Origin of the sequence: Trichocoleus sp. FACHB-591 (assembly GCF_014695845.1) — a bacterium.
In the GTDB taxonomy this organism is placed as follows: Bacteria; Cyanobacteriota; Cyanobacteriia; order FACHB-46; family FACHB-46; genus Trichocoleus.
Genome location: NZ_JACJPA010000096.1, coordinates 118,515 through 136,963, shown reverse-complemented (window position 1 = coordinate 136,963; position 18,449 = coordinate 118,515). Strand labels below are relative to the sequence as shown.

Genomic DNA, 18,449 nt, shown 5'->3' with positions numbered 1-18,449 from the left:
TGAAAATTCTGCTTCTACCAGCTTGAGGTGACTGTAATAATGATATTTTCTTTGGATCTTAATCAGCAGTTCTAATGCTTATCTGACTTATCTAGACATTACCTATACTTCATAAGTACTAAATCAATAAATTACTTCTTAAAATCAATAGATATTGTGAACAAGCCCGCTTTATCAGTGTAGTATAGTTTTACAAGCTGATACTCAGCTCAGATTTTCATGTCTCAGCGTCGATCAGCAAGAAGTAATCTAGACCCCTTGTTAATTTTTTTAGACTCAAGTTGATGACTAAAAAGAAAAAAATTGAACCTCTGACAGGTGAAGCTCTCCTCAAAAAAGTCAAAGAGTTAGACACTCTTAGTAAGGAAGAAAAAGCGAAGGCATGTGGCTACTACACTCAGACTAAAAGTGGTGTGGAACGAGTCAACATGATGAAGTTTCTCAATGCTCTGATTGATGCTGAAGGCATTGAGTTAGACGGCAAGCAAAATGGTAATGGTCGGGGTGGACGCAGTGCAAGCTACCGCATCAGTGTTCAATCCAATGGCAATTTACTCATTGGCTCTGCTTACACTAAGCAAATGGATCTTCAACCCGGAGACGAATTTGAAATTTCTTTAGGCCGTAAGCATATTCATCTGCGGCAAATTGATCTGCAAGACCAGGAAGCGGCTTCTTAAGTTTCTTATTGCCAAACTCTCAGATTTGAGCGGCAATTTTTGCTAATGAAGCTAGAATCCATCGAATCGTCAATTAGAGTTCCTGCAAGAGTAATCAATCTAAGGCACTCTTGCTGGACTTTTACATTAAGTTTGTAATTGTAATTTCTGTGTAGATTCTTTTTATGGAAAATATCGATTGGATGAATTTATCGGCTGCCACATTAGCGATCGCTATCCTCATTGGCGGTATGTTGATGATGTTTACCAGTGTTTGGACGACTAAAAGCAAGAAGTAAAAACTGAATTCGCAGTCGTGAATAAAACTAATTTCTGACGCAGCTCGCTTTGTCACTAAGCGGGCTGCTTTAGTGTGGGTAGAGAAATTTCCTCAGAGTTTAAAGGAGCCGTGAGGTGTCGCTGTAGGGCTTTGCGAGTAGCAGCCAAGTTGCATGCTAAAGGAATTCGCTCTTGCTCCAACAGTCCTACCACTAGATGAGGAGGCTCTCGATCGACTACGGGAAGCTGACGCAATCCTCTCGCTCCCATGCGATCGATCGCTTCCGTCACCAACTCATCCTTGTAAGCATACAGCAGCTCACTGGTACAAATTTCTCCCACAGGCTGACTTGCTAATGTGGCTGATGGTTGCGGCGATAGCGCTTCTGCTACCGAATTTGCTGTCCTCTCTGGGGCTGCTAGCACTCGATTAATATCTTGCAGCGTCACAATTCCCCTCAGTTGCCCTGTCTCATCCACTAGCAAAGCGCTATGTAGATGCCCACGCAGCAAAATCTCGCTAGCTTCTAACACAGGTAAAGCGTACGGCAGAATGAGCGGAGAAGGTTGCATGGCCTCTTCTACGGTCAGGTGCTTTAAGGCTTCTTGCCCCTGATCCGGCTCAACGTTGACTCCCATCTGCTTCAAATTCAAACCTGGCTTTGAAATAGGCTTCAGCGACTCGATCACCCAGACACTCAAGCCAACAGCGGCCATCAAGGGCAACACAATGCGATAGTCGCGTGTGAGTTCAAACAACAGTAAAATCGCTGTCAAGGGTGCTCGCACACTTCCCGCCAAGACAGCAGCCATGCCCACCATTGCATAGGCAGGGGGTGCGGCAATAGCGATCGCACCAGCAGGCAGAATCGCCGCCAGAATCTTGCCATAACTTGCGCCTAGCACCGCTCCTAAAAACATAGCTGGGGCAAAAATTCCACCCACTAAACCACTGCCCAAACTCAGAGCAGTCAAGGCGAGTTTGAAAACCAGGAGCAGGAGCAATAAAGGCAACGAAAATTCTACATCCCGAAGCAAAGCCTCAATGGTTTCGTAGCCAATCCCAAGAGTTTGGGGCAGAGCGAGGGCGATTAAACCCACACAAGCTCCACCAATGACGGGATGAACTGGGCGGGGAATGCGGCTCACCCAAGAAAATCCTGAAATTTCACCCCGGAAAAAAGTTTGCGCGAGCTTGATGGTTTGGGTGTAAGCCACAGATACCAAGCTGGCACATAACCCAAGACCGATATAAAGCGGTAGTTCTAACGGGCTGCGAACTTCGTAAGCGGGCAAGGCAAAGGCAGGTTGTGCGCCTAAACCGATCTGAGCAATTAATGCTGCCACCACCGCGGCTAAGAGCACGACACTCACCGCTGAGGTGGCAAACGTAGTACCTAAAACCACTTCAAGCGCAAAAAATACTCCCGCGATCGGCGCATTGAATCCTGCTGCTAGACCTGCCGCTGCCCCTGCTCCTAATAAGAGACGCTGCCGTTCTTGAGATACTTGCAGGATTTGGCCAAGCAAGAGGCCAAAATTAGCGCCAATTTCTACACTCGGTCCTTCTGGGCCTAAGGAAGCTCCGGTGCCCAAGGAAACTGACGCAGCTACCATCTTGGTCACAGGGCGAATGGGAGAGATTTCGCGCTTCCCCTGCGTTGCTGCAATGAGAGAGGAAATGCCAGGGCCAAAGTCTTGCCAGCGCCAGCGCATAAAGCCAACGATGACACCCCCAAGCATGGGCACACAGGCTAGGGTCCAAGCTCCCCAAGGGGCGATCGCTCCCATCAAATCCTCTAGCATCAAGCTATGGATTAATTCGATTAAATAATGAAAGGTCACGACTCCCATGCCAGTACCGCCACCAATCAGGATCGCCAAGATGAGCACGACCGTTTCAGGTGTGGGTTGTAAGCGATTGAGAATATGGGCAAAATGAGAAGTAGAGGGGGCTGGCGTCGGTTGCTCAGCCAACCCATCTGGGGCTGGAATCAAAGACATTGAGAGTCAATAGAAAAATTAGATAAAGCTTAACTTTTATGTATTTCTAGTCTTTCATTGTGATTGATCTTGAAGCCTGACGACAAGCATTAAACTCCTGCCAAAGCTAAGAATTCATCAAATTCTGGAACGAATGGATAGATCCTATAGGCTGTTACAGCTTAGTTAGGTTAGAGTGATATCGCATTGCCACAATAGCCTTGGAAATTCAGCTAACTGGACGATGTTAGCAATGCCATTTTGCGGAAAACTAGCTGTAAGAGAACCGTTAGAGTAAGATTCTCTGCCTTAGCAGGCAAGCGTACTGAGTAGTTCCTGGGCAAGTGGAAAGTTCTAATGAATGCTCACACTTTTGATCATGACGCTGTCATTTGTCCCCTATGCCATCGCGATGGCAAAATTGGGCCGCATCGACTCTTGAATGGGCTGTTAACTTGTTCTCACTGTCGAGAGCGGTTTGTAGTCAGCCGCAGTGGCCATTTTGTCCGTGATCCTTTTACGCTAAAGCAGCTAGCAGATAGCCGCACTTTACGCCGTCAAAGCCATCCGTTCGCTAGAATTCTGCGTGATTTCGGTTTTTCCAAATATCCATCTCTTTTTGCGATCGCCAGCAGCGTGGTGCTTTTAGGTTTGACATTGACAGCTGTGGGAGATTGGGCGGTTCCTCAAGCATCAGTTCCAGGGGTAGTGAACCATATTACTGAAACTTTAGGCATTGACGAGACAGAGCCTTGAGTCTGGTATTGTTTCGCCGAACTCAGCTATAAAACCTATTTGGCACCGATGACGGGGCAACTCATCGAAGTTATATAAGCTTTGCGAGCTCTGCAATTTTCCCGATAGCTTCAGCGTCGAGATAAGTTGAAGTTTTGTAGCGGTTTGCAAAGCCGTAGGACAACCTATGAGACTCGCTTTAACTCCATCTTGCGACGGATGTATTGAAGCATTTAGTCATGGAACTTTAATATTTAACCACTATTTTTTCACATCAAACTTAACAAGCTTTAGGGGGGGATCTCCCTAGTCATTGGGTAACTAAACCATTGTTTTCCTCCTAGGCGTAACTTAAGTTTAATAAGAGAGCTGCAAAGCCTACTTACCCGTTTTCTTTACAGAATTAAAAAATTCAAATTGGTTGCTAACTATATGCATAAGTGCCCTTGCTGCTCCGATCGTCTCCTACGTCATGCTCGTCACAATGAGGTTTATTGGTTCTGTACTCATTGTTGGCAAGAAATGCCTGACTTGACTTCTTTGATGGAGACAAAACAGCAGAATCGGCAGCAGCTTGAGCGTCTACTAGGTGGTTATAGCTCCCCTTTAGCAAGAGTTTAAGGGATAACAGATTTTTCAAGAAATTGCTGTTTAACTAAACCGATTCAATTCTTTTTTTAAGTTAGATAAAAGAGACAAATTCAAAAAACAGCGATCGCCTCTGAAATTAAAAAAGGCGATCGCTGTTTTTTTGCTTTAAATATCTTTAAGGTATTCAGGCGCTAAAAGAAGGGCGTCGTATATTGGAGTGCGCTTACAGCGCTATCATCAGGTATCTCGAATTGGAGCGAAGCGGCATATGGGCCTACCCTTAGTTTTAGATATAGCCATTGGACTAATCTTTATTTACTTAATTCTGAGCTTATTAGCTTCTGAACTTCAAGAAATATTAGCTACACTTTTGCAGTGGCGAGCAGTCCACCTCAAGAAATCAATTGAAGTTTTGCTGACTGGGGGGGAAGGAAAAGCAGAGAACCAAGTCAAGGAATTTTCCGATCGCCTATATTCCAACCCACTAATTAAAAATATTAATCAAGAGGCAAAAGGTTGGCTCGAGACTTCTCTACGAAGTATTACTTGGGGTCTTGGCTCAATTTACCGCCAGATTAAAGGTTTAATTACGGGGCGAGGCAGAAGTACCTTCGGTGGTTCTAGACATAGTGGCCCTTCCTATCTCAATGCTGAGACTTTCACCACAACCCTTCTAGAAACCTCCGGGATTCCAGTATTGGTAAGGAAGCTGAGTGAGTTAAAGCTGGAAGAGTTTATTCAAAAAGAGATTCAAGGAAAGATCGAAAAAGCTCAGAACTTATATGCAGTGGCTCAGGCAGAGCGCCAAAATTCATTACTACCAACTTTAATCGGCCCTGAACTAGCCGAGGCTGAAGCAGGTATAGCATCATCAACGGCTGAGCTTGAAGTTAGCCAAGCTACTCCTAGCATAGAAACAGGACAATCACTGCCAGAGCCCATAGAAGCTGGGTTTAAGAAACTAATAGATCATCTCAACAGTATTTTTGAAGACTTTAGATCGAATAAATCTCCCTTAGACGTGAGTCTCAAACGGATTGCTTATCGGCTTGACCGTTACATTGAAACATGTCAGCAAACCTGTCCTAAAAATAATAGAGCTCAAGACTTCCTTGAGGAGTTAAAGGATCTGAGACAAGAACTTTTTGAAAATGATCCGATTAGTGGTGCGATCGCAGTTAAGCCGTTCTTACAGAATCTCGTTCAGCCTACCTTGATAGAAGTTGTGGAGGCGGTGACTGACCAAGACAGTCCAACTTATCGCAGGCTCTCCAGCATTATTGGACAAAAAATTAATAGCTTGCTCCCAGAAAAGCTAGCCTGTGCGTTGGTGCAGGAAATTAGAGCTGTCTTGGAAGAATTTAATGTCATCACTCAAGGCACGGCACTCTACACTGAGTTGGAGATGCTCCAGCAAAACTTGAACAGAATTGCTAACTCTGGCGAAGCCACAACTGAGAATAAAAGCATAGCTAGGAGCCATATTGATTTGGTGCATCAAATGCTGGAATTACGGAATGGCTATATTAGCAATGCTGGGAATTACGTAGCAGATGAGTTTTTTCTACAGAAGCTTGAGCACTTAAAACAGATCCCTTTGGAGACTTTGAAGAGATTTAAAGAAAAGCTCATTAGCGAATTAGATGCAGTTTTAGACAGTTTTCGAGATATCAAGCTAGGAACTCAGCCCCCTACCAGTCTAAAGAATTTGGGTCAAGTCTTAGAAGGTGTGACCACTAAATTTGAGCAAGAAGAAGTTCAGCTTTTATTTGCAATTAACCAAATGCTAGGCGCGCGCGATGCTTATATCGATGATGCCAGTCAATATGTTGCGAAAGCTCAGATTCCTGTGAAGCAGCGAGATAAATTGTTGCGACGAATTAACACACCAAAGCAGAACAAAGATTTCCTCAGGAGTGTGGACGAGCAGCAAAGAACTATTTTCTGGAATTTTGGCAATCATGTGGCGATGATTGCTTGGTTAGGTGCAGCTCCAGAGGAACTTGACTGGGAGATTAAGCAAAATACCGAGATTTATCAACAGATCTCCAGCCTCATCAAAGACAAAAATATTAATACTTATACGGATGTGGTTATGGCGATCGCGCGCTTGCCCAAGCCAATTAAAGACAGCCTTTCTGTCTTAGCAAGACGCGCTCAGGAAAAATCGACCACGTTAGAGAATGAAGTTAAGCAGCTTCAGTTTGAAATTGAAACCTGGTTCGATCGCTCAATGGAACGGGCTACAGGGGTTTATAAGCGTAATGCCAAAGGTGTTGCCATTCTACTGGGCTCTTTAATTGCCATTTCTGTCAATGCAGATACCTTTCATATTGTTAACCGCTTATCCAAGAACACAGTATTGCGAAATGCGATCGCTGAAAATGCCACCCAGGTGGTGGAGCAATCTCCAGATGATTTCTCAAAGGTGAGAAATCGGTTGGAAACAGACTTAGAAGCTTTACCCTTACCCATTGGGTGGGATAAAACTAATCGAGATCAGCAGTTTTTAAGCAATGGGGGTCGAGTGCCGCCTCTAGCCTATTTCAAAAGCTTCCTGGGTTGGATCGTAAGCGGAATTGCCATTTCAATGGGGGCATCCTTTTGGTTTGACCTGTTAGGCAAGGTCGTGAATGTGCGGAATTCTGGCAAGCCCCCAGAGAAAACTCAGGCGAAGTAAGAGTCGCGTTTTATTGAATCATGCTCTCTAAAGCGATTTGCAGATCTTGAGTGAGGTCTGCGATCGCTTGTTTGGCCCCGCGGCGATCGGCGCTATAGGCACCCCAGCGGTCTGTGACTGAAATCGGTTGCCCTATCGTCATCTGTACCGTTTGCTTACCTAGTTGAGGCCGCTGAAAAGGGCTGTTGCCTTTAATCCGAGAAATCATGTCCCACATGAGCAACGTTGTCTCGGCAAAGCGCTCTGCCGTTGGTTTTTCTAGGACGTAGCGCCCTGTCACCGCCACAAAGCTCTCCACCAATCGCATGTGCCACATCCGCAGGTTGGCTTCTTCCGCCACGCGATCGGCCAAACCGCGTTCCAAGAGAGACACTCCCTCAGGATTTCTGAAGTCTTCGCGGTAAATGCGGTCCCAGCCTGCTTGCTCTAGTCGGCGACAGCGATCGATCAAACTCCCTTTAGCCTGCAAATCAAAATACTGTTCTGCTACTTGTAGGGCCACATCCAGCAAGGCTCTGAGGCGATGGGTAAAAGCTTGATCGGCTTGCGAAACAGGAGGCTGATCCGATTGAAAAATGTTCTGCTCCGGCCAGGCTTCTGCTCCAGAAGGCGGAGCGGACTGTTTAGGCAAGGTGTGATGGTAGAAGCGAGTATAAAACTCTTCCATCAACGTCAAAACATGCTCGCCTAGGCTATAGAGCCTGTGGTAGAGTGCTGCTTCTCGGCCCTGAAGACCTTTAATACTGGGAGTTTCAGTTCCTTTAGAACTCTCAGCCACCGATAAACCGCTATCGGCTTCTAGCTGGCTCATCAACTGCTCAATCTGCTGCCAAGGAGGTGTCACATAGCGATATTGGATGCCCATTGGCACAATGAGTACCTGTTCGGAGCGATCGGCCTTGAGCAAATCTTCCACGCACCAGAAGCCGAGCTGAGCCACACCGGGTTCCAAAGGACTAATCACTTCGTTATGGCCGTTGGTTGCACCTTCTGGGGCCGCTGCGAGTGGCAGTTTGCCATCTACAAACAAACTCCGGGCCGATCGCAAACCCGTCCGATCGACTTTGCCACGATGAATCGGCGTACCCCCTAAGCGGGAATACAGCCAGCCGATTTGTGATCCCGCCCACAGCGGAATGCCGCGATCGTAAATAAAGTGGGCGTGAATCGGGTGCTGTAGCGCCACTCCTTGCTGTTTCGCCACGCGCGGCAGAATTGAGGAGTGCAAATGTGCCATGCAGAATGGATCATCAGTGCTGGGGTGCCGAAACGCCATGAGAAAGCGAATTTTACCCGCTTGAAATTGGCGATAGCAGTCTACCAATTCCTCAACATTGCTGGCCTGAATTTGGGTAATCGCAGTCCGCGATCGCAACCAAAGTGGCAGCAGTCCTTGAGCAACCCGAAGCACTAGGGGATTAAAAGCGGGTGGAATAAATTCCAGTGGCGGTTGAACTCGATCGATCGTACTTGGCAATTTTGATCCCTCTTGGCTCTAATTCTTCATATCTTGACCTGAGCGCTGAGCAACTTTACAAGGTTTCTATCATGCCTTGGCTATCGTATAAGCTGCTACGTCTGGCCAGAGATTCGACAGTTAGGTGAAAAAATCGTGAATATTTACCTGGGAGAACGTAGGTGACATACAAGCCTAGGTAGATGAATCGGCAAAAATTTTGTAGCTATTTACGAGGCTGCAATAACAAACGTGATGGTAAACACTCGGTTTGATGCAATGCGGAAATGATACCTGCCTGTTTTTTATATATGGCGTTTTTCTCAGCAAATCTACATCTTGAGTGGCTGAATCTGACAGGACTAAATTTGGTGTGGCTGGATGGGGCCGCTAATTTGGTGATTGCAGCTTGCTACTTAATGATTGCTGGCTTAATTAGTCTGGGCTTATGGCGTAATCGTTGCACTGGCATTGATGCCTTTGCTGCTATTACCGCTGGGATTTTTTGGAGTGGCAGTTGGAGTCATGCGGCTCATGCAATGAGTATCACGGGGCTGGATGCAGCGCTTAGTCGACAAACTTTTTTTGATGCCATTGCCGTGATTCCGGCGATTGCGTTTCTGAGCTTGCGGCGGCGATCTAGTCTCCTGATTGGCTCGACCCAAGTTTTGGCATCGCAAAAGCAATTGGTGAAGCGCAACGCCGAACTAGAGAAAAAAATTGATCGACGTACTCAGGAGCTAGAAACCCAAAACCAACGCCTGAACGAAGCTTTAACCGCATTGCAAAAAATGAATTTGCATTTGGCGCAAACCGAGAAAATGTCAATGTTAGGCCAGATGGTGTCTGGGATTTCTCACGAAATTAACAACCCGATCAATTTTATCCACGGCAACTTACCTTACATGGAGGAGCATGTGGAGGATTTGTTGGCATTGCTCGAAACCTACCGCGATCGCTATCCGCAAGAAACCGTCCAGGTAGAAGCCGCTTCACCTAACATTGAACTTGATTTCATTGTGGAAGATCTGCCTCGGATTATGAACTCGATGCGGTTGGGCACCGAGCGAATTCGAGAAATAGTCCTGAACCTACGCAACTTTTACCGCCTCGACGAGGCAGAAATGAAGCCAGCCGACTTGGAAGCTGGGATTGAAAGCACTTTGGTGCTGCTGCAAAACCGCTATAAACAGAAAATTGAGATTGTGCGGCAGTTTGGCAAAATTCCTCTCGTAGAATGCCACATCAATCAGCTCAACCAAGTGTTTATGAACTTACTGAGCAACTCAATTGATGCATTGCTAGAAGGAGAGCTTAGCCCTGATTCTACTCAATCTCCATTGTCTAGTTCGCTAGAACTAAAGCAGATTGTGATCAAGACTGACACCGTGGGCGTGAATCGAGTCGGCATCTGGATTTCGGACAACGGTCCTGGGATCACCGTTGATGTTCAAGAGCATTTGTTTGAGCCATTTTTTACCACTAAGCCGAGAGGAGTGGGAACGGGGCTAGGGCTATCTATTTCGCATCAAATTATTACCGAAGCACATCAAGGCCGCATTTATTGCTGCTCCACTCCGGGAGAAGGCACGACATTCGCGATCGAATTACCGCTTCAGCAAACTGAACCGCTCAGTCAGTTGCAGAATTGTGGCTCAGGTGAACCTATTGCTTTGGGTGTTTAGACCTCTCGTACACACCATTAAAATCCCACAGGCTAAAGCCTGTGACTATTGGAACCAAGCGTACCTGCGTAGGCTAAGATCACTTCTTCAGGAATGAGGCCGCGAAGGCGGTCTTTGCGCTTGTAGCCGCGACTTCAGTCGTTAGTCGTTCTAAAAAATAAATACCAACTGAAGTTGCCAGGTTTGCTCTTGGCGGATCAGTTGAATTTGCCGAATGAATTCGCGGAAATAGAACCGTCGCTCTGATTCAGAGAGATCGAGCCAAAATTCGGGAATAGAAACGGCTTGGGCGATCGCGGGCAAATTGGATGGAGGAAGCTGAGCCAGTTGGTTTTGCAATTGCGACATCTCGGTGCGGAGTTTATAGACTCGCAGTTCAGCAGTTTCGGCATCTAAAATCTCTTGTTTAATCAGCTCAGGCAGTTGATTGAGTATTGCTTGTTTATTAGCGATCGCCTGCTCTATGGAGCCTTGAATCCCGCCGAGATTTGGCATATTCACCTGGGCCACCGCTCGTGGCAACTCCTGGCAAATGGTCTGAATGGTTTGCTCTAGAATTTGCTCGTAAGGAATGGCTCGACATTTAGGTTTTCGGGGACAAGCGATCGGGCGGAGGTAGAGATATTCCTGGTCGCTACGGCGAGCCGTCACCCGTGTTACGGTCAGGCCAGATTGACACTCAGCACAAACCACCAAACCTGCCAGAGAACGAGGAGCACTCGCGGTACGGGGTGGGAGCCGACGATTACGCCGCAGCAAGCGATCGACCTGGGCGGCTTCTTCCCGCGACATGATCGGCACATGGGTATTTGAAATTACTTCCCCATTTTTGTAAGCCAAGTCTCCCCGATACACCGGATTGTTGAGCCAGCGCTGCCCCGTCGAAACCGAAATTTTCTTACCGTGTTTTTTCTCTAGATACCGCACTGCTCCATGCAAGGAGCCGTAGAGCAAAAACCGCTCAAAGAAATCTTTTACAATCGGAGCTTGGCTGCGATCGAGCGCATAACGATCCTTGCCCCGACGATAACCAAAGGGGGCTTTTCCCGGCGGCGGCAAAGCTTTGATGCGATTGCGAGCATGGCCTTGCCGAATTAAACGGCTCCGCTGGCTTTGCTGCACCTCCTCCAATACTTTGAGCAAATCAGAGCGCTTCAGGGGTGTTTGATTGCCAGTCCCGACTGCGGTTTCTAAAACTACCAACTGCACGATTAAGTCTTCCAGTTGAGCGAGGCGATCGCTGACTTCCTGCACCGAATCTCCCAACTCTTCCAGTCGGCGCACCAGTAAATAATCAACCGCTTCTTGTTGGCAATCGCTGAGCAACTGTTGCAATTGAGGCCGCTTTTGTTGCTGAGCCGCTTTGCCCTTGGGGAAGGCAATTTCCTTAAGGGTGGCATCTCGCATGCCTAAGTCTTGATAGATGCGATCGACTTCCCAACCCCAAATTTCTGGATCGGGTACAGGTTCTAGCAACGGATCGCTATAAACATAGGCAATGATTTTCATGGAGTTGGAATAGCGATTAGCAGTTAGAGGTTCATACCTCGCCTAGCTCAATGACGTTGCCGTCGGGGTCTTGGGTGAAGAGGGCGGGGCGACCGGAAGCGCTCATCTGAATGGAGCAACCATGCGCCGAAAGTTGATCTTTGGCAGCGGCTAAATCTGTGACTGAAAAAGCCAGATGGCGATTGCGTCCTAACTTCTCCGAGTCCACCAAATCAGCAGGAACGCTGTCAGCCACAATCAGGTGAATTTGATAATCTTCTACCTGATACCAAGCCCCCGGAAAATTTAGAGGTCGCTCGGCTTTCGGCAAACCCAAGACTGTGCCATAGAAATGTTCAGCTCGCGCCAAATCAGCAACTAGCAAAGCGGTGTGAAGACATTTGGTGATCTGCATAGCCAGTTTGGAAAAACGTAGGGAAGTGGGGCGATCGCTCTCATTATCGCCTTTATAATTGCGCTGACATTTATGGTTGTACCGAATGCCTACTTGCAGATATTAACCATGTTTAACGCAAAGTTCATGCTCACTCCTCCGATTTCTGCCTCACCCATTGAGTGCATCCGCTTATCAAGGATCTAGAGCTTCTTGAATTGAATTCTTTATATCTTTGTCAGGAGGGCGCTTGACAAATTGCTCGTGGCTGTAAATCCATAGGGGTTTGATAACAGAAACTTCCTCGTTCACTAAATACATGAGCCTGATCTGACCAGATGCACCTTTGGAGCAGCGAAACTCAAGCTTGTGGAACGTCCACCCTTCAGGAAGTTTTATTTTGCTAGGCAAAGGTTCGTCACGAGAACTAGGTGGGTATGGAGCATCTATCAGACCCTCCAGTATGTTCACAACAATTTCTATAAATTCTTTGTTGTAAGCTTTGCTGAGTTTTTTTAGAGAACGTGCAAAATTCTCGGACTTCTCAATCGAAAAGGGAGTTGAGCCAGTCACGCACTTCTCCTTTGTTTACACGTTCTGATGAGACCTGTTGTTCAAATGCTTGTCCTAATAGTTCTGCAACTAGCGGTTTGTATATGGGATGATTGCGCTCAATCTCATCAAGTTTTTGATAGCCCAATACCTTCATGTCTTCTAGCGATATCGGCTCAATGGAGCTAGCTTCAGGCGGTAAACCCTTACGAGCCTTCTTCCAGGGGAACTCTAAGTGAGTCATACCACTCAAATAGTAGGCGTGGTACTCACCAAAATACTCCCAAATTTCTTCTAGCAGTTTCCTTGTTTCTGTTGAAAGATATTCCAGGGAATCCTTATCGGGAACAGGTAGTTGTTCTGCTTCAAAGTTGCTGTAAAACCTATAAGCAATCGGACAAACTGGGCCATACCGCCATGCTTGAATTTCCTCATCAAACAACGGGTCATCATGTAGTGCCAAATATAGGCTTTGAGTATAGTACAGAAGCTTCTGAACCTTCATATTGGTCATTTCAGCTTCTCTACCGTCCTCGTAAGCCCTAATTATGAAATAGCGGGCAACATCAAGACAGCTGACCATAATTAATTTCAACAGCGATTCAAAAAGCCCTTTATCGTAGCAAAGAAAAAACTGTTTGGATGTCTTTCGTTAATTTACGTTAACACAGGCGGACATCTACCTACTTGTGTTCGCAGCAATTCTTCTCAGTACCAATCAAGCTATTAACAGCTAGAAGGTATAGTTCAATTGTACTATAAGCACACTTTTCTAGACACCAAACTTTTTAGCTTTGAAAGGGTAATCTGGATCAAGCCTGACCGAGCGCGTAGTTAGTAAATCGATGAGCGATCGCGAAATTTAATGGGAGTGCTGTAGGTTTACCATGCCCCTCTATTGCAGTCAAAGACACGAAAACCCGGATTCCAGCCGATTTTGCCATCTCTGCGGCGAAAAGTTGCAAGCACCTGTCAGCGTTGGTGTGTATGCTGGGCTGCTGCTTGGCGATCGCTATCGAGTAGTGCGGGAATTGGGGCATGGAGGCTTTGGGCGAACTTACTTGGCAGAAGACCAAAACCGCTTTAACGAACCTTGCGTCCTGAAAGAATTTGCGCCTCAGGTTCAAGGCACCTACGCCCTGCAAAAAGCCGAAGAATTGTTTGAGCGAGAAGCAGGCATTCTCTACAAGCTGCAACACCCGCAAATTCCCCGGTTTCGAGAACTCTTTCGCGCTGCTCTCCCCGATCGCAGCCGCTTATTTTTGGTGCAAGACTATGTCGAGGGCCAAACCTATCGAGCCTTGCTGGATACCCGTAAGTTGCAAGGGCAGCGGTTTAATGAAGCAGAAGTGACTCAGCTACTACTGCAAATCTTGCCGATTCTAGACTACATTCACTCTTTAGGAGTCATTCACCGCGATATTTCTCCAGACAACCTGATTTTGCGGAGTGCTGACTGGCTGCCAGTTTTAATCGATTTCGGCGGTGTCAAACAAATTGCGGCTACGGTGGCCTCACAGTTTTTGGCTCAGTCCGTGGGTAATGGCGTTAGCTCTCCGACCCGCTTAGGCAAAATTGGTTACGCCCCGGATGAACAGTTGCAGATGGGCGTTGCCTCTCCCCACAGCGACCTTTATGCCTTAGCCGTCACAATTCTGGTATTGCTGACGGGCAAAGAACCACCCGATCTATTAGATAGCTATAACATGAGTTGGACTTGGCGGCAGGAAGTCAGCCTCAGCCCCAAGCTCAGCGCCATTCTAGACCACATGTTGGCTCAGCGTCCCAGCGATCGCTATCAATCTGTGCGCGAGGTACTGCACGACCTCAACCGCTACGATGTTCCGGTTTATGCTCCGCCCGTGCCTGCCCCGGTTTACCCGCCACCCATCCAAACCACGGCTGCGACCGTGGCCGTAGGTCGCCCACCTGCTCCGCCTGAAGCTGCCGTCAGCAACTACACCGTGGCTCCGCCACCTGCCTACGCTCCCCCTAGCCGTGGCAACTCGTTCGGGTTTGGTAAAGTGCTCTTGCTGTTGTTGGTGATGGCTGGAGCCGCTACTGGAGGTTGGTGGTTGAGTAGTAATTGGCTGGGTGATTTGGCCGATCGTACCCCATCTGCTCCGCCAAACGAGCAACCTGTTGTGGTGCCCAATGTCGAACCCCCCGCAGCTCCCGAATTGTCCCAGGAGGAGCAAAACCGCAAGGAAGCGTTGGGCGATCGCCGCCGTAACTTAGGCGTAGATTACCAGTTCTTCGTGCGCCTCGTAAATCAAGTGTTTTACGCTCAACATTCCGAACTGCAAAACCGCCAACTTAGTGCTGGGGCAGAAGATGCTGACTTACGCACCCAGTGGGACCAAACCGCCAACCAACTGCTCGACCAGCTAGAAACCATTAGCCCAGAAGCTCGCAGCAAGATGGGTAAATATGACCGTAACGATCGCGATCGCTGGCGGGGTAGCGTCAACAAACTCAACCTCAGCACCCGTGCGCTTTACACCCTCGCAGATGCCAAATTCTTCCAGTTATTTCCCGACCAACAGGGCCAAGATTTTGTCAACCAACCCATCGGTCAGGTGTGGCACGCGATCGCGGCTGACGAACTCAAAGCCGTGCAAGCAGGAACCAGCCTAGAAAAAGTCCAGTTTGCTCAAGGCTCCTTTAGTCAAGAAGTGAGTGGCACACTAGCTCCAGGAGAAGGCAAGGCTTTCATCGCCCAACTGTCCCGAAACCAACTAATTCGGCTGAGTTTGCAAACTGACCAGAAAACGCTGCTGTCAATCTATCCGCCTACTAGCTCTCAGCCACCCCTGCTAGAAAACTCCCCAGAAACCACTTGGTCTGGAAAGTTGGCTCAAGATGGTTATTACGAATTTGTGGTGGTTTCAGCAGCCACTGCGCCTGTGACGTTTCAACTGAACCTCGCAGCGGATAACGTCATCTCTACACCTCCCAGCCCTGTCTCACCGCCACCGTCACCATCACCCTCACCCGACTCAGAGCCAACTCCACCAGCACCTTAAGTTTTCAGCAGATAATTCTACAAAAGCAGAAATAAAGCCTCGATCAGATTAAGATCCTCCCAGCAGTTAGTTGGGTAGAGACAAGAGACTCTCTATGATTTGATTGGAGTCTACCTCTGAGCTATGCAGCCATCCCTTTCTCTAGGCACAATTTTGCCAGGTCGATATCATCTAATCGACTTGTTGGAGCAAGGTACCTATTTGGCCGAAGACCAAACTCGGTTTAATGAGCTCTATCTCTTACAGGAGTTCCGCCTCCGCCATCCTGGTGCTTACTCACTAGAAGTTATTCGAGGAGTCTTTCAACAGGAAGCGGCGATTCTGTATGAGCTACAGCATCCTCAGATTCCTCGGTTTCGGGGCATTATTCCTTACGCCGATCGCTTGTTTGTGGTGCAGGAGTATGTTGAGGGTGTTACCTGCAGGGATTGGTTGAAGGAGCGCTTAACTCAGCATCAAGTTTTCTCTGAGGCAGAAGTGATGCAGTTATTCTGGCATGTGCTGCCTGTGCTGCTGCATATTCACAGTCGGGGCATCATTCATGGCAATCTTTCGCCAGCCAGCATCTTGATTCGGCAGCGAGATGGAGTGCCGATGCTGACTCACTTTGGCTTAATTCAGGAGATTGCTACTGATCTAGAACTCTATTATCCGGGTCCGAAAAAACATCTGAGCAAGCTAGGTTATGCCCCCAAAGAGCAGTTGCAATCTGACAAAGTCTACCGCAACAGTGACCTCTATGCCTTAGCTGCCACCGCAGTTGTTTTACTGACTGGGCAGGAGCCTCAAACCCTCTACAATCCGCGACGACAACTGTGGTATTGGGAACCTTGGGCGACGGTTTCACCAGGATTGGCCCAAATTCTCAATCGGATGCTGAGTGCCAAGCCGCAAAATCGTTATGGTTCAGCGGGCAAAGTGATTCGCGCTTTGCAAGCTCTATTGGCCCAACCCGCTTACATTCCTCCCACTGCTGCCTTGGCACTGGCTCCCCAACATAACAACCCGCCTCCTGTCGTCGCAGATTCGCCTGTGGTAGAGCCAGAACTGGAGTTGGCAGCAGAGCTAGAACCGCAATTAAACCTGGAGGCAGAATTAGAGCCAGCGCCAAAACCGCAGCCTGTAGTGGCCTTAGAGCCAGAGCAAGTAGAACCAGAAAGTGATATTACCTGGATGGGTTCGGCTTTAGCGGTTGCCGCGCTTGGACTCACTTTGCTCGTGCTGGGTCTGTTGGCTGGAGCTGCTTGGCGATCGCTACGACAAATGCAGCAGGCTCAGCAAGATTCATCTAGCTCTGCAACGGTGGTGCAAGCAGCAGCTCAATCTCGTACTGCCAAAGGTTCCGCCGCTGCCAGCACAACTCCCAAGTCGGAAAATGGCACCCACGCAGCTTTACGCGATCGCCGTCGGCGCTTAAACATCAGCTACGACCTCTTTGTGGATTTAGTCGATACGGTTTTTTACTCAGAACATTCCGAACTCGACAACCGTCGTCTCAGCGGCGATTCAGACGATCGGGCTTTGCGCCGTGAGTGGAATGCCACGGCAGAAAAGCTACTGAATAAGCTAGAACCTCTGAGTGAAGAGTCTCGTAACCGCTTGGGACGTTACAGCCAGCAAGACTACGACCAGTGGGTGATGGAACTAGAGCGGCAGCACCTTAGCCGCCCGACCTTTGCTCAGTTGGTGGATGCCAAGTTCTATCGCTTGTTTCCAGAGCAACAAGAGCGCTATCTAGACCCCAACACCTTTGGTCAGGTTTGGTATGCGATCGCGGCGGAAACCTTTCAAGCCATTCAAGCTGGAACTGCTTTCTCCCCACTTCAGCTTGGCCCTAAAAACCCTAGCCAAACCTTGACCGCAACGCTCAAGCCTGGGGAAGGAAAAGTTTATGTGGCTAATTTAAGCCAAGGGCAGACGATCCGAGTCGCCTTGCAATCTCCTAACCAAGGCACCCGCTTGTCCATTTATTCTCCTGAGCGCCGTTCTGCTGCGGCTCAAGCGCTGATCAACGACACACCCAAAACGAGTTGGTCGGGCACGCTACCTCGTCCTGGCTATTACGAAATTGTGATTCTTTCCAATTCACCCGACATTGTTCGTTATCAGCTCAATCTGACCTTACAATCCCAGACTCCTACTACCCCTAACGAGCCATCGTTTGACGGGTGACAACGCGGTTAATCGGTGGATTGTTGACCATAGAGTAAGCCATATTTAGAATATTTTGTCGCTCTCCTGAAAAGAAACTCACGGTGTACACTAAGCCGTTTTGCTCCCAAATCACAGAAGAAAATCGCGAGGCGGGTTTAAGGCTGGGACCTGGCAGAAAATAACCGCGTACCCCCTCTGCTAGCTTGATCGGAGCCGCCGCAGCTTGATGTTTTTTTAGTTCCATCTGGGCGCTTTCTGAGTCTTTACTGTCTACCGAGAAGCTACCGATTAAGCAAGGCTGGGGGCTGATATCGCACGTAAACAAACCCACGGTCATGCCAGGAGGCGACTGGGAAGGAAAAACTTTGACGATCAGTTCATCAATAAAATCTCGATCCCCTGGGCCGCTCAACCTGATTTGCGATGGCAGGCGCATCACCAAATTGGGTGGCAACCCTTGGCTGATTTTAGCGAGGTGTGGTGTGAAAATATCGTCAGGGATAGCCGCAGCTTTGATGGCGCTGCCACCAACCATTAAAGCCGTAGATAAAGCTACAGAGGCAGCTAAGCAGTAGCGACGCAAGCGGGGGTAGATCACCGGAACTCCTGGCACTCCAAGGGAAAAATTGGGCTGGCAGTAACAAACTCACATCACCTTCAGGATGCCCATATGATCGCTGAAGATGGCCTCAGCTATTTTGGGTCAATTCTCGCAATTTCTTAGCACCCTGCTAGGAAAAATATAGATTTCACCACAGATTGCAATT

13 protein-coding genes are annotated in these 18,449 nt (G+C 48.1%); 6 read left to right on the top strand and 7 right to left on the bottom strand.

Going from position 1 to position 18,449, the window contains the following annotated elements:
- The first annotated feature begins 284 nt into the window (after positions 1-284).
- On the top strand, positions 285-680 hold the full coding sequence (locus tag H6F90_RS18665; RefSeq protein ID WP_190432230.1) for an AbrB family transcriptional regulator: 396 nt from the start codon (positions 285-287) through the stop codon (positions 678-680).
- 333 nt (positions 681-1,013) lie between these two features.
- On the opposite strand, the gene H6F90_RS18660 is transcribed toward H6F90_RS18665, so the two are convergent.
- Positions 1,014-2,942 carry a chloride channel protein gene (locus H6F90_RS18660; RefSeq protein ID WP_190553799.1) on the bottom strand — a complete coding sequence of 643 codons (1,929 nt, stop codon included), beginning with the start codon at positions 2,940-2,942 and terminating at the stop codon, positions 1,014-1,016.
- A 336-nt stretch (positions 2,943-3,278) separates the two neighbouring features.
- Here H6F90_RS18660 and H6F90_RS18655 point away from each other — a divergent pair, with 336 nt between their 5' ends.
- Complete coding sequence (locus H6F90_RS18655) at positions 3,279-3,677, top strand: hypothetical protein (RefSeq protein ID WP_190553798.1); 399 nt, start codon at positions 3,279-3,281, stop codon at positions 3,675-3,677.
- Between the two features lie 787 nt (positions 3,678-4,464).
- Complete coding sequence (locus tag H6F90_RS18650; protein ID WP_206756193.1) at positions 4,465-6,927, top strand: hypothetical protein; 2,463 nt, start codon at positions 4,465-4,467, stop codon at positions 6,925-6,927.
- Positions 6,928-6,937: 10 nt separating this feature from the next.
- Here the strand turns inward: H6F90_RS18650 and H6F90_RS18645 are convergent, their stop codons facing one another.
- The gene (locus tag H6F90_RS18645; RefSeq protein ID WP_190553796.1) at positions 6,938-8,404 is read right to left on the bottom strand and encodes a 1-acyl-sn-glycerol-3-phosphate acyltransferase; all 1,467 of its coding nucleotides are present in this window, start codon (positions 8,402-8,404) and stop codon (positions 6,938-6,940) included.
- Positions 8,405-8,694: 290 nt separating this feature from the next.
- Between H6F90_RS18645 and H6F90_RS18640 the strand changes: the two genes are divergently transcribed.
- Positions 8,695-10,068 (top strand): sensor histidine kinase, encoded by a 1,374-nt coding sequence (locus tag H6F90_RS18640; RefSeq protein ID WP_199296011.1) that lies wholly within the window; start codon positions 8,695-8,697, stop codon positions 10,066-10,068.
- 150 nt (positions 10,069-10,218) lie between these two features.
- On the opposite strand, the gene H6F90_RS18635 is transcribed toward H6F90_RS18640, so the two are convergent.
- The 4 genes from H6F90_RS18635 to H6F90_RS18620 all read right to left on the bottom strand — a co-directional run bounded on the left by H6F90_RS18635 (position 10,219) and on the right by H6F90_RS18620 (position 13,097).
- On the bottom strand, positions 10,219-11,577 hold the full coding sequence (locus H6F90_RS18635) for a recombinase family protein (RefSeq protein WP_190553794.1): 1,359 nt from the start codon (positions 11,575-11,577) through the stop codon (positions 10,219-10,221).
- 31 nt (positions 11,578-11,608) lie between these two features.
- On the bottom strand, positions 11,609-11,971 hold the full coding sequence (locus H6F90_RS18630; protein WP_190553793.1) for a VOC family protein: 363 nt from the start codon (positions 11,969-11,971) through the stop codon (positions 11,609-11,611).
- A 174-nt stretch (positions 11,972-12,145) separates the two neighbouring features.
- Positions 12,146-12,523 carry a hypothetical protein gene (locus H6F90_RS18625; RefSeq protein ID WP_190553792.1) on the bottom strand — a complete coding sequence of 126 codons (378 nt, stop codon included), beginning with the start codon at positions 12,521-12,523 and terminating at the stop codon, positions 12,146-12,148.
- Entirely contained in the window at positions 12,495-13,097 is a 603-nt protein-coding gene (locus H6F90_RS18620) for a Panacea domain-containing protein (RefSeq protein WP_242024531.1), read from the bottom strand. The genes H6F90_RS18625 and H6F90_RS18620 overlap by 29 nt, the downstream gene beginning before the upstream one ends.
- Before the next feature lie 292 nt (positions 13,098-13,389).
- On the opposite strand from H6F90_RS18620, the gene H6F90_RS18615 reads away from it, so the two are divergent.
- Both H6F90_RS18615 and H6F90_RS18610 read left to right on the top strand, forming a co-directional pair.
- The gene (locus H6F90_RS18615) at positions 13,390-15,528 is read left to right on the top strand and encodes a serine/threonine-protein kinase (protein ID WP_190553791.1); all 2,139 of its coding nucleotides are present in this window, start codon (positions 13,390-13,392) and stop codon (positions 15,526-15,528) included.
- A gap of 123 nt (positions 15,529-15,651) precedes the next feature.
- Entirely contained in the window at positions 15,652-17,700 is a 2,049-nt protein-coding gene (locus H6F90_RS18610; protein ID WP_190553790.1) for a serine/threonine-protein kinase, read from the top strand.
- Here H6F90_RS18610 and H6F90_RS18605 read toward each other — a convergent pair.
- Positions 17,675-18,280 carry a hypothetical protein gene (locus H6F90_RS18605; protein ID WP_190553789.1) on the bottom strand — a complete coding sequence of 202 codons (606 nt, stop codon included), beginning with the start codon at positions 18,278-18,280 and terminating at the stop codon, positions 17,675-17,677. The two genes, H6F90_RS18610 and H6F90_RS18605, sit on opposite strands and share 26 nt — an antisense overlap.
- Between the last annotated feature and the right edge of the window lie 169 nt (positions 18,281-18,449).